This window comes from Halalkalibacter alkaliphilus, from assembly GCF_023555415.1.
GTDB classification, from domain to species: Bacteria; Bacillota; Bacilli; order Bacillales; family Bacillaceae_D; genus Halalkalibacter; species Halalkalibacter alkaliphilus.
In genome coordinates this window covers 48137-70627 of record NZ_JAKRYL010000016.1, presented here as the reverse complement: position 1 = coordinate 70627, position 22491 = coordinate 48137, and the positions used below count along the sequence as shown (strand labels likewise).

General features: G+C 38.5%; 20 protein-coding genes. 18 read left to right on the top strand and 2 right to left on the bottom strand.

Annotation, left to right across the window (positions count from 1 at the left end; translation table 11 throughout):
* The first annotated feature begins 27 nt into the window (after nt 1–27).
* The 10 genes from glnT to MF646_RS15400 all read left to right on the top strand — a co-directional run bounded on the left by glnT (nt 28) and on the right by MF646_RS15400 (nt 9539).
* Nucleotides 28–1380 carry a type III glutamate--ammonia ligase gene (glnT, locus tag MF646_RS15445; RefSeq protein WP_250097411.1) on the top strand — a complete coding sequence of 451 codons (1353 nt, stop codon included), beginning with the start codon at nt 28–30 and terminating at the stop codon, nt 1378–1380.
* A gap of 33 nt (nt 1381–1413) precedes the next feature.
* Nucleotides 1414–2562 (top strand): N-methyl-L-tryptophan oxidase, encoded by a 1149-nt coding sequence (solA, locus tag MF646_RS15440; protein WP_250097410.1) that lies wholly within the window; start codon nt 1414–1416, stop codon nt 2560–2562.
* A 198-nt stretch (nt 2563–2760) separates the two neighbouring features.
* Nucleotides 2761–3102 carry a P-II family nitrogen regulator gene (locus MF646_RS15435; RefSeq protein WP_250097409.1) on the top strand — a complete coding sequence of 114 codons (342 nt, stop codon included), beginning with the start codon at nt 2761–2763 and terminating at the stop codon, nt 3100–3102.
* 35 nt (nt 3103–3137) lie between these two features.
* On the top strand, nt 3138–4505 hold the full coding sequence (locus MF646_RS15430) for an ammonium transporter (protein WP_250097408.1): 1368 nt from the start codon (nt 3138–3140) through the stop codon (nt 4503–4505).
* 53 nt (nt 4506–4558) lie between these two features.
* Nucleotides 4559–4816: an ammonium transporter gene (locus tag MF646_RS15425; RefSeq protein ID WP_250097407.1), complete on the top strand. Its 258-nt coding sequence runs from the start codon at nt 4559–4561 to the stop codon at nt 4814–4816.
* A 352-nt stretch (nt 4817–5168) separates the two neighbouring features.
* Nucleotides 5169–5921: an IclR family transcriptional regulator gene (locus tag MF646_RS15420; protein WP_250097406.1), complete on the top strand. Its 753-nt coding sequence runs from the start codon at nt 5169–5171 to the stop codon at nt 5919–5921.
* A gap of 40 nt (nt 5922–5961) precedes the next feature.
* Entirely contained in the window at nt 5962–6327 is a 366-nt protein-coding gene (locus MF646_RS15415) for a DMT family transporter (protein WP_250097405.1), read from the top strand.
* Between the two features lie 271 nt (nt 6328–6598).
* Nucleotides 6599–7330 carry a hypothetical protein gene (locus MF646_RS15410; RefSeq protein WP_250097404.1) on the top strand — a complete coding sequence of 244 codons (732 nt, stop codon included), beginning with the start codon at nt 6599–6601 and terminating at the stop codon, nt 7328–7330.
* Nucleotides 7331–7356: 26 nt separating this feature from the next.
* Nucleotides 7357–8574 carry an acyl-CoA dehydrogenase family protein gene (locus tag MF646_RS15405; protein ID WP_250097403.1) on the top strand — a complete coding sequence of 406 codons (1218 nt, stop codon included), beginning with the start codon at nt 7357–7359 and terminating at the stop codon, nt 8572–8574.
* A 119-nt stretch (nt 8575–8693) separates the two neighbouring features.
* Nucleotides 8694–9539: an FAD synthetase family protein gene (locus tag MF646_RS15400; RefSeq protein WP_250097402.1), complete on the top strand. Its 846-nt coding sequence runs from the start codon at nt 8694–8696 to the stop codon at nt 9537–9539.
* Between the two features lie 157 nt (nt 9540–9696).
* Here the strand turns inward: MF646_RS15400 and MF646_RS15395 are convergent, their stop codons facing one another.
* A complete protein-coding gene (locus MF646_RS15395) occupies nt 9697–10128 on the bottom strand; it encodes a cupin domain-containing protein (RefSeq protein WP_338035505.1) in 432 nt (143 codons plus the stop codon).
* A 265-nt stretch (nt 10129–10393) separates the two neighbouring features.
* Between MF646_RS15395 and ssuE the strand changes: the two genes are divergently transcribed.
* The 4 genes from ssuE (at nt 10394) to MF646_RS15375 (ending at nt 13612) form a co-directional block, all read left to right on the top strand.
* The gene (gene ssuE, locus MF646_RS15390) at nt 10394–10942 is read left to right on the top strand and encodes an NADPH-dependent FMN reductase (protein ID WP_250097400.1); all 549 of its coding nucleotides are present in this window, start codon (nt 10394–10396) and stop codon (nt 10940–10942) included.
* A 140-nt stretch (nt 10943–11082) separates the two neighbouring features.
* Nucleotides 11083–11619 (top strand): dimethylamine monooxygenase subunit DmmA family protein, encoded by a 537-nt coding sequence (locus tag MF646_RS15385; RefSeq protein ID WP_250097399.1) that lies wholly within the window; start codon nt 11083–11085, stop codon nt 11617–11619.
* 35 nt (nt 11620–11654) lie between these two features.
* Nucleotides 11655–12638: a heme-dependent oxidative N-demethylase family protein gene (locus MF646_RS15380; protein WP_250097398.1), complete on the top strand. Its 984-nt coding sequence runs from the start codon at nt 11655–11657 to the stop codon at nt 12636–12638.
* 20 nt (nt 12639–12658) lie between these two features.
* Nucleotides 12659–13612: a PDR/VanB family oxidoreductase gene (locus MF646_RS15375; RefSeq protein WP_250097397.1), complete on the top strand. Its 954-nt coding sequence runs from the start codon at nt 12659–12661 to the stop codon at nt 13610–13612.
* Between the two features lie 507 nt (nt 13613–14119).
* On the opposite strand, the gene katG is transcribed toward MF646_RS15375, so the two are convergent.
* Nucleotides 14120–16330: a catalase/peroxidase HPI gene (gene katG, locus MF646_RS15370; RefSeq protein ID WP_250097396.1), complete on the bottom strand. Its 2211-nt coding sequence runs from the start codon at nt 16328–16330 to the stop codon at nt 14120–14122.
* Between the two features lie 789 nt (nt 16331–17119).
* Between katG and MF646_RS15365 the strand changes: the two genes are divergently transcribed.
* The 4 genes from MF646_RS15365 to MF646_RS15350 all read left to right on the top strand — a co-directional run bounded on the left by MF646_RS15365 (nt 17120) and on the right by MF646_RS15350 (nt 22477).
* The gene (locus MF646_RS15365) at nt 17120–18718 is read left to right on the top strand and encodes a xylulokinase (protein WP_250097395.1); all 1599 of its coding nucleotides are present in this window, start codon (nt 17120–17122) and stop codon (nt 18716–18718) included.
* 234 nt (nt 18719–18952) lie between these two features.
* Entirely contained in the window at nt 18953–19660 is a 708-nt protein-coding gene (gene araD / locus MF646_RS15360; protein WP_250097394.1) for an L-ribulose-5-phosphate 4-epimerase, read from the top strand.
* A 97-nt stretch (nt 19661–19757) separates the two neighbouring features.
* Nucleotides 19758–21245, top strand: coding sequence for an L-arabinose isomerase (gene araA, locus MF646_RS15355; RefSeq protein WP_250097393.1), 1488 nt, complete (start codon nt 19758–19760; stop codon nt 21243–21245).
* A 116-nt stretch (nt 21246–21361) separates the two neighbouring features.
* A complete protein-coding gene (locus tag MF646_RS15350) occupies nt 21362–22477 on the top strand; it encodes a GntR family transcriptional regulator (RefSeq protein ID WP_250097458.1) in 1116 nt (371 codons plus the stop codon).
* The last annotated feature ends 14 nt before the right edge of the window (nt 22478–22491 follow it).

Below are 22491 nucleotides of genomic sequence, written 5' to 3'. Positions count from 1 at the left end.
AAAGAAATCGTTAGGAAGGTGAAGGAAATGAACGGTGTTGTTACGAGCAATTCGATAATGTTAGAGGAAATTAAGCAGAAAATGGAAACAGAAAATGTGCAATTCTTACTCGCTTCTTTTTCAGATATAAATGGATCGTCTAGAGCGAAATTAGTCCCTTCCAAACGACTTTCTACTGTTCTCGAGAGTGGAGCCGGCTTTGCTGGCTTTGCTGTCGGTGATTTGGGGCACGGGCCAACCGATCCAGATATTTTATGTATTCCAGATTTACGATCGATGACGATTCTGCCTTGGCAAAAAGACTTAGCTTGGTTTGCTGGGACGTTAACAGAGGATGGAACTCCTTGGTCTTATTGCACACGAACGATTCTATTAAATGTGATGGAAAAAGCGAAAAAACTCGGTTATGAAATGAAAACGGGGGTTGAGCCTGAATTTTCGCTTCTAAAGGAAGACGAACAGGGAAACTATAGTCCTGCTGATCCGTTTGATGTAGCTAATAAGCCTTGTTACAACCAAGTAGCGTTAATGAGAAACTACGATTTTCTTAGTACGTTAATTCATTATATGGAAGAGTTAAAGTGGGACGTTTCTCAAGCCGATCATGAAGATGCAAATGGGCAGTTTGAAGTGAATTTTCAATTTGCTGACGTGTTAACGTCTGCTGATCGATTAATGTTTTTTAAGTATATGGTGAAAAGTATGGCGGAAGATAGAAACTTAGTCGCAACATTTATGCCAAAGCCATTTTCTCATTTAACAGGGAATGGGTGCCATATGCATTTAAGTTTATGGAACGGAAGCCAGAATTTATTTGAGAATACGGCCGATCCGAAGGGGAATGATCTATCAGAAGTAGGCTATCACTTTATCGGGGGGATTTTAAAACATGCAAAGGCCCTAACAGCGATTGTTTGTCCTACTGTGAATTCCTATAAACGCTTAACAGCGATGTCGACAAGTTCAGGAGCTACATGGGCACCGAATCTTATCTCGTATGGTGGAAACAATCGGACTCAACTCATTCGTTGCCCAGGAGCTGGTAGAATTGAATTTCGTGCCATGGACAATCATGCGAATCCGTATCTTGCCTCTGCAGCGATTTTAGCAGCGGGCTTAGATGGTATGAAAAACAAGGTTGATCCAGATCTATTAATAACTGAAAATTCAGAATTAGAAAGTGTGTTAGGTAATGAAATTGGCAAATTACCATCTACGTTACAAGAGGCGATTACAGAATTAGAGCAAAATGAAGTGTTAATAGAATCTTTAGGTCAAGATTTTATGAATACGTATATTAAGAGGAAAAAAGAAGAATGGGCTGAGTACCTTGAAAAAATTAGTTCGTGGGAAATTGAGAAATATTTAAAAGAAAATTAAAGTTTCTAAACGAATCTAAGGGGATGAATCGTTTTGAGTAAATTTTACGATGTTATTGTGGTAGGAGGTGGCTCTATGGGGTCTGCTGCTTCCTACTATTTATCTAAAAAAGGAAAGAAAGTGTTGATGATTGACCAATTTGCTATCCCTAACAAATATGGAAGTCACCACGGTCACACGAGAATGCTCCGTATAGGATATGGAAATGGTGGCAAGTATGTTCCGTTAGTAAAAGAATCTTTGAATTTGTGGCGCGAACTAGAAAAGGAAACAGGTAAAGAATTATATAAAAAGACAGGTGCTTTAACGGTTGGGCATTCTGAATCTCGTTTTGTAAAAGAAGCAATCGATAGTTCGATCCAATATAGCTTGCCATATGAGAGGATGGATGCTGAAAAGATGATGGAGCGCTGGCCAGGTATTCAAGTGCCAAGTCATTATATTGGAAGTTACGATCCTGAATCAGGGTTTTTATTATCTGAAGCATGCATTCAAACGTACAAAGAAGAAGCCATGAAGTTTGGTGCTGATGTATTTGAAAACCAAGCCGTTCTTGCAATTGATGTTAGAGATAAGGAAGTTCATGTCACAACGCCAAACGGTATCTTTTCAGCAGGAAAACTAATCACTACTGCAGGTGCATGGATTCCTAAATTATTACAACCTATGGAATTACCCATTACCCCTGTGAGGAAGACAATTGGTTGGTTTAAGCCTTCTGGTGAACGATTGTACGGGGAAGATTTTCCTTGCTTTGTTTTTGATACGGACTCTATTGGTCATTATTACGGATTTCCAGACTTTGATGGAGGAGGTCTAAAACTAGGAAGAATGGATCAAGGATATGATTGTGATCCAGACCGTGTTAACCGAGATTTTGGGTATTATGCCGATGATGAGGGAGATATCCGAACGTTTTTAGAACATTATATGCCACATGCCCCAGGAGAATTGGTAAAAGGAGCAGTCAGTATGTTTTCAAATACTCCTGATCATGATTTTATTATTGATTTTCATCCAGAGCATGATCATGTCATCGTAGCTGGGGGATTTTCAGGTCACGGGTTTAAGTTTGCAAGTGTGATAGGGAGCATTTTATGTGATTTATCTATAAACGGACAAACAACTCACGATATCTCGTTTTTACGATTGAACCGCTTTGCGAACATGAAATCTAGTTAAGTAAGTGGTGTAGAAAAAAGGAGGGGGAACAATCATATTGTTTTCTTTTTCTGTCAATTTTGGTTGCGGTGTGAAAATATACGGGAAGAATTTGTTACATACCGTTTCATATTTTCCCGCACCGCAATAGTATCTAGTATTTTTTTGAAAGTTTCCTATGGGAGGATATTACTATCTTAATTGAAAAGAGGGATAAACATGAAAAAGATCGAGGCTATCATAAGACCGGAATATTTTCAACGCCTTAGAGAAGAAATTGAAACATTCGGTATAAAAGGGTTAACGGTTTCTGAAGTTGGAGGGTGTGGGGTTCAAAAAGGCAAACAAGGAATTTTTAGAGGGAATACGTTTGAAATTACGTTATTGCCTAAAGTGAAAGTAGAACTCGTGATAGATGAGGAAAAAGTAGAGGCACTTGTTGAAATAATAAAGAAATGCTGTACGACAGGAGAAGCAGGAGACGGTAAAATTTTTATATCAACGATAGAACAAGCGATTCGCATTCGTACTGGGGAAAGTGGTTTGTCTGCAATCGTATAACTTAAATAAATTAAGACAAAAAAGGAGATGCTTATATGAAAAGAAAAATTTTATTATTGCTTTTCACTTTTTTGATGATGACAACGGTTGTCAGCGCAGAAGAGCCTGTGGCAACGATTACGTTAGATAGTATGTGGATTATTATTGCGACAATTATTGTTTTCCTCATGCATGGTGGTTTTGCGATGCTCGAAATAGGATTCACACGATCAAAAAACGCACTTAGTATTTTAATGAAAAACTTTCTTACCATTTCATTAGGAACGATTTTATATTTTGTGGCCGGTTATGCAATTATGTTTGGAACTTCAGCAAATGGTTTAATCGGGACAGACGGATTTTTTCTTGCTGGAAATGATATCGATATGTCATTCTTTGTATTCCAAGCTGTGTTTGCAGCGACATGTGCCACGATTATTTCAGGTGCTGTAGCTGAGAGGATTCGATTATCAAGTTATTTAATTATTACTGCAGCCATGGTTGTGTTCATCTATCCAGTTGTTGGACATTGGACATGGGGTGGTGGTTGGCTTAGTCAGTTGGGATTCATTGATTTCGCCGGATCATCTGTTCTACATTTAACAGGTGCCGTAGGGGCGGCTGTTGTCGCTGCTTTTCTAGGGGGACGTGTTGGAAAATATACAAATGGAAAAGTGAACACGATTCCAGCACACAGCATTCCACTTGGTGCTCTAGGTGTTTTTATTCTTTGGTGGGGATGGTTTGGATTTAATGGGGGAAGTGTTCTAGCGGCAGATCCAGAATTAGTTCCAATCGTAATTACAAACACACTTTTAGCTGCTTCGGCAGGTGTCATTGGTGCAGCTGGATATTCGCAAATGAAATATAAACGTGTCGATGCATCGCTAACGTTAAATGGAGCTTTAGGTGGACTCGTTGGTATTACCGCAGGTGCAGATTCTATGTCATTACTTAGTGCAGTTATTGTAGGTGCAATAGCAGGTGTAATTTTAATTGAAGCTGTTCAATTTATTGATCGAAAACTGAAAATTGATGACCCGGTTGGTGCAGTAGCTGTCCACGGAGTTTGCGGGATTTGGGGAACTATAGCAATTGGTATTTTCTCATATGATGTTGGGTTCCTTAACGGTGGCGGTTTTACTCAGTTAGGAATTCAATTGGTTGGTGTTGCTGCCATCCTTGTATGGGTTGGTGTTGCAACAGTCTTAGCGGTTGGTTTGGCAAAAGTTTTTGGAACGATTCGTGTACCGAAGGAAATTGAAATTGAAGGTCTAGATATTACTGAACATGGGAGCGCGGCTTATGATATGGGATCAGACTTCGGATCAAGAATGGGGGGCCAACCAACTACTGGAACGGAAGCATTTGGTCTTGCAAATCGTTTAAATAATTTAGGCAAAAGCAAAAGTGATGCCGTTTGACTAGGGAGCGATTGCCGTACATGGAGTGATAGGGGGTTTATTCAGTTGTTGCAGTGGGGACCTTTGCTTCTGGATTCCCAAATGTAGTTGGTCCTAACATTACATTTTTGGGGCAATTGCTCGGAGCATTAGTTATGGTCGCCATTGGTTTTTTTCCAGGTAATGCGGTTGCCTATGTTTTAAAGAAAATGAATGCATTGCGAATTCCTGAAGAGGTAGAGAAAATTGGTATCGATGTTGCAAAGTTTCCAGGGTCGCCATATCCAGAGGAGCACAGAGGACAAGGTTACTCTGTTAGAAAGAACCTCTAAGAAATCTTCCTAGAAGTGAAAAAAGATCAATGATAACCCCCGTAATCATCAGGTTACGGGGGTTTGCTATACCAAGACAATTTATGCAATAGGGTTTCTGTTCTTTAAGTAGATTATCTACGCTATAAATAGCTAGTTTTCTCATTATATAAAACATACGTGTTTTTCTTGGGATTTAATTATGGGAATATTAAAATATATTTTTGAATATGAAAGGTGGGAATCCATGTTAAATCAGAGCTACCATTCTAGTCTAAATAAACACCGATTCTAACGGAAAATCAACCTTTCTACTTTTTTGTGTTAATGCAAGGAATGAACAATCTAATGATTCATTAGGAGGGCGTTGCCAATGTCTGAGGTCATTCGTAAATCTATCGTTATTTTAAACAAGATCAAGCCTTCTGAAGAAAAAGTAGAATGGAGCGTTACTGAAATTAGCAGGGAATTAAATATCCCTATACAAACGGTTCACAGAATCCTTAGCTGCTTATCAGAATATGGTTTCGTTTATAGGGACAACCAAAATAAAAGGTATAAGTTAGGCCTTTCGTTAATGGAGCTAGGATTATCAATTAGAGATAATCTTTCTGTCCGTAACACTGCATTGCCGATTATGGAACAATTGTCATCTGATACAAAGGAAAGTGTGTACTTAACGGTTCAAGAGGGCTGTGATGGGATTTTTATTGATTGCATTGATTCACCACATTTGTTAAAAATTGTTGAGCCTATTGGGATGAGAAGACCTTTATGTGTTGCTGCTTCGAAAAAAGTAATATTGGCTTTCCTAAAACCAGTGTCCCAAAATCAAATAATTGAAGAGTTAGTTACAAAAGGGTATATCCCTAATGTGGAGGAATTAAAAGAGCAACTAACCATCATCAAAGAACAAGGATTTGCGATCTCATATGGGGAGACGACAGAGGGAACCGTCAGTATTGCTGCACCGATTTTTTCTTGGGAGGATGAAGTTGTTGGTTCGATCAGTGTTGCCGGTCCAGAAGGTAGGTTTGTAGGAACACGTTTAAACGAGATCATCAAATTAACAACAAAATCAGCTTGTGAAATCTCTGAAGAGCTTGGATGGTTTACTCGTGTGTGATTAATAGAAAAATGAAAACAAAAGTGAAGGGTAGTGACAAATGGCTTACATTTATTTAGCAATCGGTATTCTATCAGAGATAATCGGCACGACTATGCTTAAAGCATCTCAAGGTTTTACGAAGCTCCTTCCTGCGGTTGGGGGTGTAATCGGTTTTGGGGGTGCATTGTATTTTCTAGCTTTGTCGTTTAAGACCATTCCTTTAAATATTGCTTATGCTACCTGGGCGGGTGTTGGGACAGCGGGAGTAACACTTATTGGAGTATTGTTATATAAGGAAAAATTGAATGTAACTGGATTAGCTGGTATTTTGCTCATTATTGCTGGTATTCTTTTATTAAATTTAACTGCATCAGCGCCATCTGCACAGAAGGAATTAGAGGAAGTGAGTCAATCTGTAATGTAAGAGGGGGTTCGTCTAAAAGACGAACTTTCTTTTTTCGTAGAAAAGTTGTTAGGTGAGAATTAGTGACAAACTTATCCGTACTTTCCCAATATTTGGTTAATTTTGTTTGTTTCATATGAAAAACTTTGTAATGATGTAAATAAGAAGTTTAGATTGTAAAGGAAGGGGTGGAGTGATGATCGATCTGTAAGAAATGGGATTCTGTTTAAGAATCTTCAAGGTGCAAGAGGTATGAAGGAATCTTGCAAATAAGGAAATGGAGCGGTTGACCATGCATACGACGAAAGATTTAAAGTCTAGTGATTTCAAAATTAAACTAAAACATCAAGTAGCCCAATTGGAGGATATTGTTCCACATTTTAATCAATTTGATAGAATTGGAATCATTGTTCGACAGCCTGGTGGAGCCATCGGAGCTAGTGCTTTTCTTTTATCGACGATCACTCGGTTTTATGATTTTTTTCGACCACAGCTAGAAAATGGGGTAGGACAAATAAGAATCTATCCTGACATGTTTGTTTTTCATGTAGGACAAAAACAAATGAACCACTATTGGTTAGACATTTGGCCGCCTCATAAAGAGGTTGTTGTAGAAGACGAACCTGAACAAATTCTCCAAGCGGTGAATGACAGAGGAATTACTCGATTGCTAGTCGAAGAGATGCCCCTTTGTGTGAATCCTGTTTTTTTACCTGAAACGATGACTAGCGCAAAAAATAGAATCATCTCAGCCTATGTCTATTCCAGTTCAGGCAGAGTGAAAGGTGCCAACATTAACATTACTAGCTGTGAGATGGCAGAGAAATATGTACTTAAGTCGTTAATAGAATCAGATGTATCTTTAGACATAAAAGATGAGTTACTACAAAAAAGGCAACAATTAAAGGAAGGTGGAGCTGTAAAAGAGACTTATCGTACAACCACCTTTCAAGAAGCTATTCATATGTTAACCCCTTCTACGAAAGTAAGTGCATTGACAAAACAATATATCTCTTTAAGTTAAAAAATTATATAAAGGAAGTGGAGAATATGTCCAATCAATTAGTCGTCGATGAAGGAATTATGAAGATCCCGAGCTGGTGGACTTGTCCAGATGGATTTCAAGAATTAAAAGAACAAGCTCACGAATTAGGAAAATCAGTCTTGCTAGCAGGCTCCTCGAATTCAGACCAAAACAGCATCTATCCACGTGAGAGTCTTAAAGCAATGGCAGAAGCCGGATTTGGTGCTGTTACGTTACCTATCGAATATGGAGGACTAGAAAGAGGCTTTAAAGGATTTGCCGTTTTGGCAGAAAGTTTTGCCCAATATTGTGCATCATCAACGATGTGCTGGGTGATGCATACAGCTGCAGTTCATGTGCTTTTTTCTGCAGGAAGTGAAGAACAGAAAAATCGATTGGTCCCTGGCGTGTTAAGAGGAGATGTGGGGGGGCTTGCATTTAGTGAACCAGCTACAGGGGGGCATTTTTGGAATTTAGTGAGTAGTGCACCGCGTTATGGAAATGGCTATCTTCTAAATGCAGATAAATCGTTTGTAACAAGTGCAGGTGAAGCAGATTGGTATATTGTATGTACTAATTATCCAGAGAGTACGAAAGAAGATAAACTAATGTTTTTACTTGTTGAAAATGGAACAGAAGGAGTAACACATTATCCGTTTTCGGCCATGGGACTACGAGGAAATTCTAGCGGTCCGATGAAATTTGAGAATGTATTTGTCCCTAGCGAGAACCTAGTTGGGGATGAGGGGGGAATGAATTACTATAATGATAACGTCGTAGATCCATTGTTTTTACTAGGGACATCGGCTTGTTGGATCGGTGTTGCACAAGGCGCGTTAAATGCAGCGATTGACGGTGCGAAAAAGAAAGTACATGCAGACACAGGTTCTTCGGTTACTGGCTATCAAGTTATTCGCCACGAATTAGCAAAAGCTCAGATCTCGATAGATAGTGCAAGAAACATGTTAATTCGAGTGGCTGAAGCGTTAGACAACTGTAAAGCAAATGGAAAGGATCTATCAGATTGTCTTTACCCATTATGGGAATTAAAAACTCATTCGGCTGATATGGTCATTCAAGTTACGAACCAAGCATTGCAAGTTTCTGGTGGAAGAGGCTATTTAACAGGTCAAGTGGAGAAGTATTTGCGAGATGGTCGGGCTGGTGCGTTAATGGGGCCAACGAATGAGATATTAAGAGAATGGATCGGACGTACATTGATTGAAGTTCCATGGTTTGAATAATTTCAATTACTAAAATGGGCTTCTCGCAAGGAGGTAAATGGTTCGTTAGGAGTTTAATAAGGAAACTCCTAGCGGCATTTATTCTCTATTTTTTGAAAAAAAAGAGAGGTGTTGTTGTCTTGGAAATTGTACATATCAAATATCCAGACAAACCAGCTTTTACCGAAGGAAAGGGTTGTGCATTAGCACTAGGTTTCTTTGATGGAGTGCATATAGGGCATCAAAAAATCCTAGAAACGACGAAACATCTTGCCGTAAAGGCAGGATTAGAATTTGCCGTTATGACTTTTTATCCGCATCCTAGCACAGTTATTCAATCTTCTAACGTCATTACGAAATATTTGACGCCTATGCCTAAGAAACAACAAATATTCGAGCACATTGGCGTATCAAAATTATATATAATTCATTTTGATAAGGAGTTTGCGAGATTATCTCATTCTGACTTCGTCGATGATTACGTAAAAGGAACAAACTGTAAACATGCGGTAGCCGGGTTTGATTTTTCCTATGGATATCGGGGAAAAGGGGATATGCAACAACTTGTTCTTGATAGCAAAGGAGAGTTTGAAATTACAACAGTAAATAAAATGGAAGAAAATAATCATAAAATAAGCTCAACATACATTCGACAATTATTGATGAAAGGTGAGGTCAATTGTATTCCATCTTTTTTAGGTGAGTACTATAAGGTCGTAGCTAATATATCTGCCTACCAGAAAAAACAAAATAAACTAAAGCTCAATGTAAATATGGATCAAGATGTATTTCTGCCTTTGCCGGGCACATATAAAGTAAGTGTAAACTTGAACGAAACGAACATATCTGGAACTATGATCGTTCCGAATCATAACCGGAGTCACGGAACCGTTTGGTTGTTTATGAAAAATTATGTAGTCTTGCCTACAAGCATTACTATTCAATTCCTTAGTCGAAAAGAGTTACTCTCAGTGAGCAACGAATAAAATGGCTTGCCTGAAAAAGAAAAGATCTTTCAAACTTGAAAGATCTTTTTGGGTTATTCTAAAAAAAACATCGAGGTTGTCCATAAAGGTATGGCCTTTTGGACAACCTCGAATACATTAAGCGGAGTCACTAAATCATTATGGTTACCTTAAAACATCACATGAAATCTGGCTCTGGCAGACGGTGGCCAGTATAAATTGCATTTCCATTGCTCTCTTTATGGAACGTCACATCCGTATCTGGTGTGAAAATTAAGACATCTCCTGCTTCCGCAACATATTTGACTCCCTTATCATCTGATACAATGATTTGACCGTTTAGGACTACCTTAACCTCAAGGTATGTATAGGTAAAGAGAAAGTCCTCAGAAGGTTGCATAGAAAAGTAACCCATAGAAAGGGCGTTTTCCTTTGAGCAAATTGGCACATCAATGATTTGACTTTTTAATCCGGGAATCCCTAATACTTCATTTAATTCTTTTTGGGCGTACGTCCCAGCTTTAATCAATTGAATTCCTGGTTCTTGGCTTAAATAGGTGTAATCCACTTTTGCAAAAGTTTGTTCACTCATGTACATCACCTCATAGATTATTTTGTTACACCTTTATTTTTGCATGAATAAAAACATTAATAAATTAAGAAATAACAAATATTGGGATAAGGCAGTGTTTTTCTGTGAGGATTTATCTCATTCTAGTAAAAAATTTATTTGATAGAAGATCTAAATCAAATAAAAGTACGTAGAAAATATGTCTAATATTAATACATCTTTCTCAAATGCTGTGAAAATGAAATGGGCAATGGATTTCCATTTTGTCATGCTAAATCTAGCAAATAGAAGGGGAGAGATGAAAGTGAATAAAATCGTTATTATTTCTGGAAGTCCAACCTCGTTTTCGAGATTGAATAGTTTGTTAAAGTATACGAAGCAGTTACTAGAAAAAGCTGAAATGGAGGTGTCTGTCGTACAAGTATGCGAGTTACCCTCCGAGGAACTATTACATGCGAAATGGGATGCTCCCGCAATAAAAGAAGCGAATATGCTTATTGAAGAAGCCGAAGCTATTGTTATAGGTACGCCTATTTATAAGGCATCCTTTAGTGGTGTATTAAAGACTTTTCTTGACTTATTACCGGAAAACGGGTTGAAGGATAAGGGAATCCTTCCTCTTGCTATAGGGGGGACCCGATCACATCTATTAATGTTAGAATATTCTCTTAAACCAATTCTTTCTGTATTAGGGGCAACACATATTGAAAAGGGTGTATTCGTTCAGAATGTACAGGTTTCTCTAAATGAAGAAGGTGAAACGGAGATTGCTAGCGTAACTAAAACGCGCTTGATAAAATCAGTCGACCGATTCGTAACAACTATGTTGCATAGTGAGGTTCAATGTCAATGAAAAGGTTTATATTCTTCGCAACATGGAAGATCTTATAACGATAAAAATAAAGTTATCCCACTATTTAGAATACAAGAGCGGACAATTGGTCGTTTTCTGTCTAAGATAGATTTAGAGAAAAACGAAAGGGTGGTTTATAAATGTATAAGGTGAAAGATCCAATTGATGTAACTCATATGCTATCTCCCTGTCAAAAAATTCTGCTATTTGTAGAAGAACAATACATGAGTGATTCAATTGAATTACTGGAGGCAACGATTGAACAAAACATTCCATTTCAGTTATTTACAAATAAACAACCCATCTTATCACATCTAGTAACAAACAGGTTGAAAGAAATAGAGTCAAATACGTATATAACGATGTTTTGGAAAAATGAAATAAATATTCTTTTGGCTAATCAGAAGATCGGAACAAAGCTCTTCATCTTTGGTAGCTGGAAAATGGTTAATAAGCTAAAAAGGGCAGCCTTGAATCAAGGTTTCACGAACGAAGATCTATATGGGATCGGATATGGTGAAAAGGAAAAAAACGTCTATTGTATCAAGTGCTCAAAGCTAAATCACATGTATGAGCAGATAAATGAAATCATGTGTGAACAGTGTCAAAGTACTTTGAATGTTTCGAACCATTACTCCAGTCGAATAGATGCATATTTAGGTTATCTAGTTATTTAACAATCAATTGACTAAAAAGTAGGGAGGAAAAACAAATGTCTGAATCAACGGCACGGTCTATCGAAGCTACGATTCCACAAGTACCATTAATTGAAAGGTTTCCTTTTCCATTTCAAGAAGATTCTTATCGATATTCAAATAATGCAAGAGCATTAACAGCGGGAAAGGTTATTGAAATTACCCCTGATTATCATGAAGAAATTTCAAAAAAGAGAAAGCTCTTACTTGAGAGGCCAAGTCTAGCTTTTCAATCCTTTCAGCATTCGATGGAAGCGCAGTGGGAAATTCTAGAGTTGCTAATGAATGAACTCGTTTCTGTATACCCGAACTATTTCAGCTTCAAAAAAAGAGGAGATCATATAACGTTTTTTAATCATTTATTAGAAGAGAAGGAAACATTTATTTTAGGAGATGATAAAAGTCTGGCATGTGAGCCTTTAGACTTTATAGGGAGACATGTGCAGGAGGATTTAATTTATTTGGGACAACGAGACGGAGATCTTTACATGGATGCTGGACAGCTCTGTTTCCCTGCAAACTGGTCTATTGCCTTTGATTTGGGAATGTCCTACTTAGAATTTCACTCACCGGTTCCCCACTTTGCTGAGAGTGGGTTGGCTGCGAAAGTTCGGAACTTTCTGCTGCGAATGGAAGTAGGGAGACCATTTACGAGATACAATTGGACGATTACATTAGATCCCATACTAGAAACCTTTCCTGAAACGTTTGATGAATGGGGAAAGAAGAAATTTGAACTCACTCCTGAAAATGTAGGAGACATGGTTCATTTGCGAGTAGAAGATCAACGTCTTACTAGATTGCCACTAAGCAATGGAATTCTATTTAGCATTCATACGGACTTAATTTCAATGAAAGAGTTAGTGAAAAACAAAGAATGGTCAGAACGATTTGAAAAGGTACTGCTTGATCTACCTGAATACATGGCAGAGTATAAGGGCTTTTCAACATATAAAGAATTGATAACGAATTACTTGAAGAGAATGAATGCGGCTTTGTAATTGCTAGGAAGGAGGCACACATGAGTACGGAAGCAATTAAGGTGGAGGTTTCTGAAATTGTAGAAGAAACGCCATTTATTAAAAAATTCACTTTGATTCCTACTGAAGAGAACTCCCTACCGAAATTTAGTGGGGGTTCACACATAACAACGATCATTCAGAAAGATAAAGAGGTTATTGAGCGTTCTTATTCACTAACGACGGATCCGCTCGTAACAAATAGTTACAGCATTGCGATTCGTCGTAGTGAACAATCAAAAGGTGGTTCAACCTTTTGGCATGATCATGTGAAAGTTGGAAACGAACTTCACATTAGCTTTCCAAAAAATCATTTCATGCTCAGTTTTGCAGCGAAGCATCATATCTTTATAGCTGCGGGTATTGGAATTACACCATTTCTAACCATGATGGCTGAGTTAAAAAGGAAAGGGAAATCGTTTGAACTTCATTATGCGGCTCGTTCGAAAGAATTATGTGCCTTTTATGATTTTTTAATGAAGCATTATTCAGAGAACGTTCATTTCTATTTTTCAAGTGAAGATCAGCGCATGAATACTGAGTTGATGAAAGAACAAAAAGTGGGTAGTCATGTATACTTTTGCGGTCCTGAAGAAATGGTTACACAATTTACAACAAAAGCAAAAGAGTATGGTTACCCTAAGAAAAACATTCATTTCGAGTTATTTGCTGCACAGGATGCAGGACCAAAACAACCTTTTATAGTAAAACTAGCAAAATCAAAACAGGAGCTCTTCATTCCTGAAGGAGAAACCTTGCTAGATGTTTTATTAAAGAATCAAATTCAAGCACCATATTCTTGTAAGGTTGGGGGTTGTGGTAGTTGCCAAGTTGAAGTGGTAAGTGGCGATGTGGATCATAGGGATACATTCTTAAGTGAAGAAGAAAAGTCAATGAATGTGATGATGACCTGTGTTTCAAGGGCGAATTCAAACTGTATCGAAATCAATTTGTAATTATTGGAGGAAGGAGTGGCTAAGTTAGATAGAATGAAGAGTAATGTAGTCATTCTTGGGAAAAAGGTTTAATTCTTGAATTCAAAAGAGGTAGAACTTCATGGAAGTCTACAAACAACGCGTTTAAGTGGAATGAGGAAATGGACGTTGTTACGAGTCGCAAGTGAAAAATGCATAAAAAAGGTGCCTATCCAGTCCTTTAAAACAGTGGGCAGGCGCTTTCAAAATCTATCGCGACAAAATCCAATCGAAGTCCTCCTAACAATCAATCACTAGTAATAGTTAATTATAACGTAAAAGCATTTAGATAGTGTATTTATTTGATAGTCTTTTGAATGAATAAAAGGTAAAAGATATGAATTGTCAATGTTTGTTTTTATCGAACGTTATTCCCAAAAATGAAAACATTCGATTATTGTTTTACATGAATAAGCCCTGTTTTAATTAATATTAGTTTTCTATCACAAAAAAACCGCCGTCAATCTCCCGACGGCGGTTTCCTCATATTTAATTGCTCGTTAGTTCAGCTTTCTTAAGCTTGAGATCAAACCGATCTGCGTTCATGACCTTCACCCAAGCAGCGATAAAGTCATTGACAAATTTCCCTTTGTTATCGTCTTGAGCATAAACTTCTGCGATGGCACGTAATACAGAATTCGATCCGAATACAAGATCCACTCTCGTTGCTGTACGTACGACTTCACCTGACTTACGGTCGCGACCTTCAAATACGTCGCCATCCACAGGTTTCCATTCTACACCCATGTCAAGCAAGTTCACAAAGAAGTCGTTAGACAGTGTGCCTACACGATCCGTGAATACGCCGTGTTCAGTACCAGCGTGGTTTGTACCTAGAACACGCATACCACCAATCAGTGCAGTCATTTCTGGTGCAGTAAGGCCAAGTAGTTGAGCTTTGTCTACTAGTAACTCTTCTGAACTCACACTATATTTCTTCTTTTGATAGTTTCTGAAGCCATCAGCGACCGGTTCTAACACTTCAAAGCCTTCTACGTCTGTTTGCTCCTCTGTAGCATCACCGCGTCCAGGAGCAAAAGGAACCGTTACATCAAAGCCTGCATCTTGTGCAGCTCTTTCAACTGCCGCACTACCGCCAAGTACAATCAAATCAGCAATGCTGACTTTCTTATCTAATTGACTTTGAATGTCTTCAAATACAGCTAGGACTTTTTCAAGTTGATCTGGCTGGTTCACTTCCCAATTTTTCTGTGGAGCAAGACGGATGCGGGCACCATTTGCACCACCGCGATTATCTGAGCCGCGGAACGTACTTGCAGAAGCCCAAGCCGTTGTGACTAGCTCGCTCACTGTAAGTCCTGAATTTAGGATTTTTTCTTTGAGTTCAGCTACTTCTGCATCAGTTAATTCATACTCAACAGTTGGGACAGGATCTTGCCAGATAAGATCTTCTTCAGGGACCTCTGGACCTAGATATCTTGCTTTAGGACCCATATCACGGTGAAGTAGTTTGAACCATGCACGAGCAAAGGCATCGGCAAAATCTTCCGGACTTTCATGGAAACGACGCGCAATTTTTTCGTATGCTGGATCATGACGCAATGCTAAATCAGTGGTGAACATAACCGTTGGAACTTTCTTTGATGGATCTGCAGCATCTGGTGCAAGATCTTTTTCATCAGGGTCTACAGCCATCCACTGATATGCGCCTGCAGGACTCTTAGTCAGCCACCATTCATATCCAAATAATAAATCAAAGTAACCATTATCCCACTTTGTTGGGTTAGCCGTCCAAGCACCTTCAAGCCCGCTCGTGATGGTGTCAGCACCCTTACCGCTACCGTGAGTGCTTAGCCAGCCTAAGCCTTGTGCTTCAATAGGAGCAGCTTCTGGCTCTGGTCCAACATGCGAAGCATCTCCTGCGCCGTGTGCCTTACCAAACGTGTGTCCGCCGGCAATAAGTGCAACAGTTTCTTCATCGTTCATTCCCATACGTCCAAAGGTTTCGCGAATGTCATGAGCACTCTTAATTGGATCTGGTTTTCCGTTTGGACCTTCAGGGTTCACATAGATAAGGCCCATTTGAACGGCAGCAAGAGGATTCTCAAGCTCGCGGTCGCCTGTGTAACGGTTATCACCTAACATTTCAGTTTCGGAACCCCAGTAGATATCTTCTTCAGGATGCCAAATGTCAGCACGTCCACCTCCAAAACCAAATGTTTTACCACCCATGGATTCAATCGCGACATTACCTGTTAGAAGCAGCAAGTCAGCCCAAGAAATCTTGTTACCGTATTTTTGCTTAATCGGCCATAAAAGACGACGAGCTTTATCTAGATTACCGTTGTCCTCCCAGCTGTTAAGAGGTGCGAAACGTTGGTTCCCAGTTCCACCGCCACCACGGCCGTCACCTGTACGGTATGTACCTGCTGCGTGCCAAGACATACGAATAAAGAATGGTCCATAATGACCATAGTCAGCAGGCCACCAATCTTGGCTGTCTGTCATTAAGTCATGAAGATCTTTTTTTAGAGCTTCGTAATCTAACTTTTGGAATTCTTCTGTATAATCAAATTCTTCACCCATAGGGTTTGTCTTTCTGTCATGCTGATGTAAAATATTCAAGTTTAATTGATTTGGCCACCAGTCTTTATTTGTTGTAACAGTAGAGCTGTTACTAGTAGCGCTGCCGTGCGAAAACGGGCATTTTCCAGTGGTAGTGTTGTTTTTAGTGTCCATATGTTACTCCTCCTTTTTTAACTACATATAGTAGTAGATAATTATGCAACTAGTCGTAAGAAATACATACTAAATTACAATAATTATTCTTATGTAATCATTATAATAAAATATCAGCTAAAGTAAAGAAGAATGACTTATGTTCAAAAAAATATCATTTAGAATGCCTTTGTTAACACCTTCATAGTAGAAACTATAGCTGGAATGATAGTTTACTATGTTTAGGGGTAGTTTATGAAAGGGTTTTCTTTTGTTCAATGAGCGAACCGTGGATGAGAATTTTGTAAAGGAACGTTTTCCAATTACGGGGGTTCATAGAAATAAAGGTTCACAAGTTCTCTCACTTATATATCTCCTTTTAAGCTTTTCTATATGTATATACAAAACCCTTTATTTAATTCATCACTTTGTCCTTGAATGTGAAAGGGAATGAAGCGGTAGAGATAGTATAGTTTATATCATGATACGCTTATTAATTAGTAGCAATGAATGATTCAGGTGATCTCTTAATTGATTTACAAGACTGAGAGGAGGCTGTCCCATTCCACAACAAGATTGCACTTGATTGTACGTACCAGTTGTAGTACTATGAAGGTTGAAATCGTATATATATACGTACAAGATTTTTCGATTCATTCTTAGAAAAGGTTTGCTGATAATCTAAGGCTAGTCAATTTGATTAATGGGGAAATATAGGTCGATATAACATCACCTAAGTGGTTTCATTACACGGATTATGTAAGCGGTTGCGAATTTGTTATTACTATGAATCTATTGGAGGAAAATTATATGAGTCTTGATGTGAAAAAAGCAATTCAAAGTGGGAAAACAGTACTTGGAATAGAGCTTGGATCAACTCGAATTAAAGCCGTTCTTATTGGTGAAGATCATACACCAATCGCAACTGGCAGTCATGTCTGGGAAAATAGCTATGTGAATCATATTTGGACATATAGTGTGGAGGAAGTTTGGAAGGGTGTTCAAAACAGTTATCAACAGATGGCTAACGATGTGAAACAGCAGTATGGCATCACTTTACAAACAGTTGGGGCAATTGGTTTTAGTGGAATGATGCATGGCTATATGGCGTTTGACGAAGATGAAGAACTTTTAGTGCCTTTTCGTACGTGGCGTAACAATATTACCGAACGGGCTTCGAAAGAATTGACAGAACTATTTAACTATCAAATTCCTCAAAGATGGAGTATTGCTCACTTGTATCAAGCTATCTTGAATCAGGAAGAACATATTAGTAACATTCAATTCCTTACTACACTAGCTGGTTATGTTCATTGGAAACTAACAGGACAGAAGGTTTTGGGAGTTGGTGAAGCATCTGGTGTTTTTCCGATTGATTTGAACACGAAGAACTATAATCAAACAATGATCCATCAATTTAATGAATTGATTGACCCTAAGAACCTATCATGGAACTTGGAGGAGATTCTTCCTAACGTTTTGGTAGCGGGCGAAAACGCCGGCGTGCTTACAGAAGAAGGGGCAAAACTTCTGGATGTTACCGGAGAGCTGCAGGCGGGTATTCCGCTTTGTCCACCAGAAGGTGACGCAGGAACGGGTATGGTTGCTACAAACAGTGTAGCGAAACGTACTGGTAATGTTTCTGCCGGGACTTCTGCATTTGCAATGGTTGTATTGGAGAAAGATTTGTCCAAAGTCTATCCTGAAATTGATCTTGTGACCACACCAACAGGAAATTTGGTAGCGATGGCTCACTCCAATAACTGTTCTTCAGACTTGAATGCATGGGTAGGGTTATTTGAAGAATTTTTAGCTGCAATAGGTATCGAAGGTGACTCAAATAAGTTATATGAAACTTTATTTAAGCAAGCTCTTCAAGGAGATCCAGATGGCGGCGGCCTATTATCTTACGGCTATCTTTCTGGTGAACATATGACCCACTTTGAAGAAGGACGTCCGTTGTTTGTACGTTCTTCAAGTAGTAATTTCAATCTTGCTAATTTTATGCGTGTTCATTTACTTACAGCATTTGGAGCGATGAAAATAGGTATGGATATTTTGCTGAAAGAAGAAAATGTAAAACTGGATGAAGTATTAGGTCATGGCGGATTATTTAAAACTGAAGGTGTCGGACAAGGCATTTTGGCCGCTGCTTTTAATGTTTCTGTTTCGGTTATGGAAACTGCAGGAGAAGGCGGAGCGTGGGGGATTGCCCTACTTGGATCGTATATGATTAACAAAAAGGAAAAAGAAACTTTGGAAGAGTATTTAAACGAGAACGTATTTGTAGGTCAAGCAGTGAAGACGGTATCTCCAGACCCGAAAGATGTTGAAGGTTATGAGCGATTTATGGAACGTTACAAGGGTGGACTTGCCATCGAAAGGGCGGCGGTGGAAAATCATCAATAAATAGCGCGACAGGGGAGAGAGTGATCCCTGTCGTTTTTTGCTATTTTGAATTTGAATGCTTGTTCCGCTGGACTGTGCAAACACTTACGTTTTCCTCAGACGACCATGACAAACTATATTCTCTTCTTTAAAAAAAATTATTGATTATACGTACAAGTTGCGTTAATATTTAATTATAAAAGGTAAATTATACGTACAAGTTACGAGTTGGTTGAAAGGAGAGCTGAACAACTAATGTTAGAGAGCTTGAAGAAGCAGGTGTTAGAGGCGAATTTAGCTTTACCTAAATATGGTTTGGTGACTTTTACTTGGGGGAATGTAAGCGGTATCAATAAAGAGGCAGGTTTAGTGGTTATTAAGCCAAGTGGAGTTCCTTATGAGGAGTTGACTATAGAGGATTTGGTCGTACTAGATTTAGAGGGAAATATTGTGGAAGGTGATTTAAAACCTTCATCTGATACACCTACACATCTAGTTCTTTATCGCAACTTTCCTGACATTGGGGGGATTGTTCATACACATTCTCCTTGGGCGACAGGCTGGGCCCAAGCGGGTAAACCCATTCACTCATTAGGAACAACGCAAGCGGATTATTTTTACGGTACCGTACCTTGTACGAGAAGAATGACAGAAGCAGAGATACAAGGTGAATATGAACTGGAAACTGGGAATGTCATAGTCGAAACATTTGAGGGAATTGACCCTATGCAGATTCCTAGTGTACTAGTACATAGTCATGCTCCATTCAATTGGGGGAAAGATCCAAATGAAGCAGTGCATAACGCGGTTGTTTTAGAAGAAGTAGCGAAAATGAATTTTCACACATATCAAATTAACCCGGAAATCCAAACGATGGATCAAGCGTTGTTAGATAAACACTATTTAAGAAAGCATGGTGGAAATGCATATTATGGGCAGATGCAATCGGAGAGAATTAAGTAATTAAATATGCATACGCCGATTTCGAACGAAGCCTATTATGTCTTGAAACAATTGTACTTAAGCAATGATTCTATAATAAATTTTAGGGGGAATTCAAATGTTACAAACAAGACCTTATGAATTTTGGTTTGTTACTGGAAGTCAAAACTTATACGGGGAAGAGCCATTACGAGCAGTAGCAAACAATTCACAGGAAGTTGTAGAAGGGTTAAATAAAGAAGGAGACCTTCCTTTTAATATAGTATTCAAGTCTGTTGTTAAAACAGCAGATGAAATTAAGAAACTAGCCATTGAGGCAAATGCAGATGAAAATTGTGCGGGTGTAATTACTTGGATGCACACTTTCTCTCCTGCAAAAATGTGGATCGGAGGGTTAACTGCTCTACAAAAACCATTGCTTCACCTGCATACTCAATTTAACCGCGATATCCCATGGGATGATATCGACATGGACTTTATGAACTTGAACCAAGCAGCTCATGGTGACAGAGAGTACGGATTTATTGGAACTCGTATGGATGTTTCAAGAAAAGTGATAGTTGGACATTGGCAAAGCAAAGATGTAACTTCAAAATTAGCTAGATGGATGAAAACCGCTGTAGGTGTGACAGAAGGTCCGAACATTCGCGTTGCTCGTTTCGGTGATAACATGAGAAACGTTGCGGTAACTGATGGAGATAAAATAGAAGCACAAATTAAATTTGGATGGACAGTAGATTATTATGGTATTGGTGATCTAGTTGAAGAGATGAACAAAGTAACGGATGAAGATCTAGATATACTTTATAAAGAGTATAGTGAATTATATGATCTCCCAGCAGAAGCGAGTGAACCAGGAGCGGTTAGAGACTCTATCCTTGAGCAAGGACGTATTGAGTTAGGTTTAAAAGCATTCTTGTCTAAAGGAAATTACAACGCATTCACTACAAATTTTGAAGATTTACATGGAATGAAGCAACTTCCAGGATTAGCTGCACAACGTCTAATGGCAGAAGGATATGGATTTGCCGGTGAAGGTGACTGGAGAACAGCTGCATTACTACGCCTTATGAAAATTATTTCTGGTAATAAAGGAACTTCTTTTATGGAAGATTATACGTACCACTTAGAGCCTGGTAATGAAATGATTCTCGGTTCACATATGCTTGAAATTTGTCCGACTGTAACTGCTACTAAACCTAAAATTGTTGTTAACCCTCTAGGTATCGGTGGAAAAGAGGATCCGGCACGCCTAGTATTTGATGGTAGAGGTGGCGATGCAGTAAATGCTTCACTTATAGAACTAGGTGGTAGATACCGTCTTGTAATTAATGAAGTTAAAGCTGAACAGCCAACGATTGAGACACCAAATTTACCAGTAGCTAAAGTATTGTGGAAGCCGCAACCATCATTAAGTGAAGCTACAGAAGCTTGGATCTATGCTGGTGGTGCACACCACACGGTATTTTCTTTTGATGTAACGACAGAACAATTATACGACTTTGCTGATATGGCAAAAATAGAAGTAGTTGTCATCGATAAGGATACGAAAGTAAGACAATTTCGCAATGAATTAAAGTGGAATGAAGCAATTTGGAGAAGATAGCATCAATGAAGTAGAGGTTTAAGAGATTAAATCTCTACTTCCTTTTTATTCTTTCCCTAAGTATTAGGTTCCGTTTATAATGGAGAAGCTGCAGCGTGTTATGGAGGTGAATGAATATCGAAACAAAATACAATATCGTAAAACAAGCGATTATGTCTAAAATACTTGACGGCACGTTCCAACCTCATCAAAAGATTTATTCAGAAAGTGAATTGATGAAACAATTTGACGTCAGTCGACATACAGTCCGCGTTGCTATTGGTGAGCTCGTCACCCAAGGATGGTTATATCGAGAGCAGGGTGCGGGGACGTTTTGTGTAGATCGGTCAGAAGTTGAAACAAGTATGAATGCGAGTAATCAAAAGAATATAGCGATTATCACGACGTACATTTCCGATTATATTTTTCCTTCTATTATTAGAGGTGCGGAATCTTATCTCAGTCAGCACGGGTATCATGTTAGTTTGTTTAGCACAAATAATAATCATGAAAACGAGCGAAAGGCACTAAATAAAATTTTAACACAGCGCTTTGATGGAGTTATTATTGAACCAACTAAAAGTGCATTATTTAATCCAAATATTAATTATTATCTAAACTTAGAAAGAAAAAATATCCCATATATTATGATCAATGCTTTTTATGATGAATTAGATCCACTTAGCATTACGATGAATGATGAGAAGGGTGGCTATATTCAAACAAAGCATCTCATTGAATTGGGACATACCAATATTATTGGATTCTTCAAAACGGATGATATACAAGGTAATAAACGGATGAAGGGATTTCTTCAAGCACACCGTGAGCATGGGGTCTTCGTTGATCCGAGTAATATCGTAATCTATAGCTCCGAAGAGAAAGCAACGAAACCAGTTGAATTTTTGCAGGAGAAGTTATCGGTAGGTGAAGACGTACCAACTGCTATTGTTTGTTATAATGATGAACTAGCAATTAGACTGCTTGATGTTATTCGAGAAAAAAATCTTCAAGTTCCTGAAGATATTTCAATTGTTGGATTTGATGATTCCTTTATGGCCAATGCTACGGAAGTTAAATTGACGACAATCCAACATCCTAAAAGTAAGATGGGCGAAAGTGCTGCAAAGATGATACTAGATATAGTCAAAGCAGTAACGGGCTCGAACAAAAAAGCGAGGGACACAGCTGAATCTATCGTCATTGACTCCGAATTAATTATCCGAGATTCTACGAAACAAATAAATAAGTAGACGGTCTCAGAGGG

Coding starts and splice junctions, on each gene's coding strand:
- MF646_RS15435 (WP_250097409.1), top strand. CDS start 2,761: ATGAAAAAGATCGAGGCTATCATAAGACCGGAATATTTTCAACGCCTT.
- MF646_RS15420 (WP_250097406.1), top strand. CDS start 5,169: ATGTCTGAGGTCATTCGTAAATCTATCGTTATTTTAAACAAGATCAAG.
- glnT (WP_250097411.1), top strand. CDS start 28: ATGAACGGTGTTGTTACGAGCAATTCGATAATGTTAGAGGAAATTAAG.
- MF646_RS15380 (WP_250097398.1), top strand. CDS start 11,655: ATGTCTGAATCAACGGCACGGTCTATCGAAGCTACGATTCCACAAGTA.
- katG (WP_250097396.1), bottom strand. CDS start 16,330: ATGGACACTAAAAACAACACTACCACTGGAAAATGCCCGTTTTCGCAC.
- MF646_RS15415 (WP_250097405.1), top strand. CDS start 5,962: ATGGCTTACATTTATTTAGCAATCGGTATTCTATCAGAGATAATCGGC.
- MF646_RS15385 (WP_250097399.1), top strand. CDS start 11,083: ATGTATAAGGTGAAAGATCCAATTGATGTAACTCATATGCTATCTCCC.
- MF646_RS15375 (WP_250097397.1), top strand. CDS start 12,659: ATGAGTACGGAAGCAATTAAGGTGGAGGTTTCTGAAATTGTAGAAGAA.
- MF646_RS15405 (WP_250097403.1), top strand. CDS start 7,357: ATGTCCAATCAATTAGTCGTCGATGAAGGAATTATGAAGATCCCGAGC.
- araA (WP_250097393.1), top strand. CDS start 19,758: ATGTTACAAACAAGACCTTATGAATTTTGGTTTGTTACTGGAAGTCAA.
- araD (WP_250097394.1), top strand. CDS start 18,953: ATGTTAGAGAGCTTGAAGAAGCAGGTGTTAGAGGCGAATTTAGCTTTA.
- MF646_RS15430 (WP_250097408.1), top strand. CDS start 3,138: ATGAAAAGAAAAATTTTATTATTGCTTTTCACTTTTTTGATGATGACA.
- MF646_RS15365 (WP_250097395.1), top strand. CDS start 17,120: ATGAGTCTTGATGTGAAAAAAGCAATTCAAAGTGGGAAAACAGTACTT.
- MF646_RS15410 (WP_250097404.1), top strand. CDS start 6,599: ATGCATACGACGAAAGATTTAAAGTCTAGTGATTTCAAAATTAAACTA.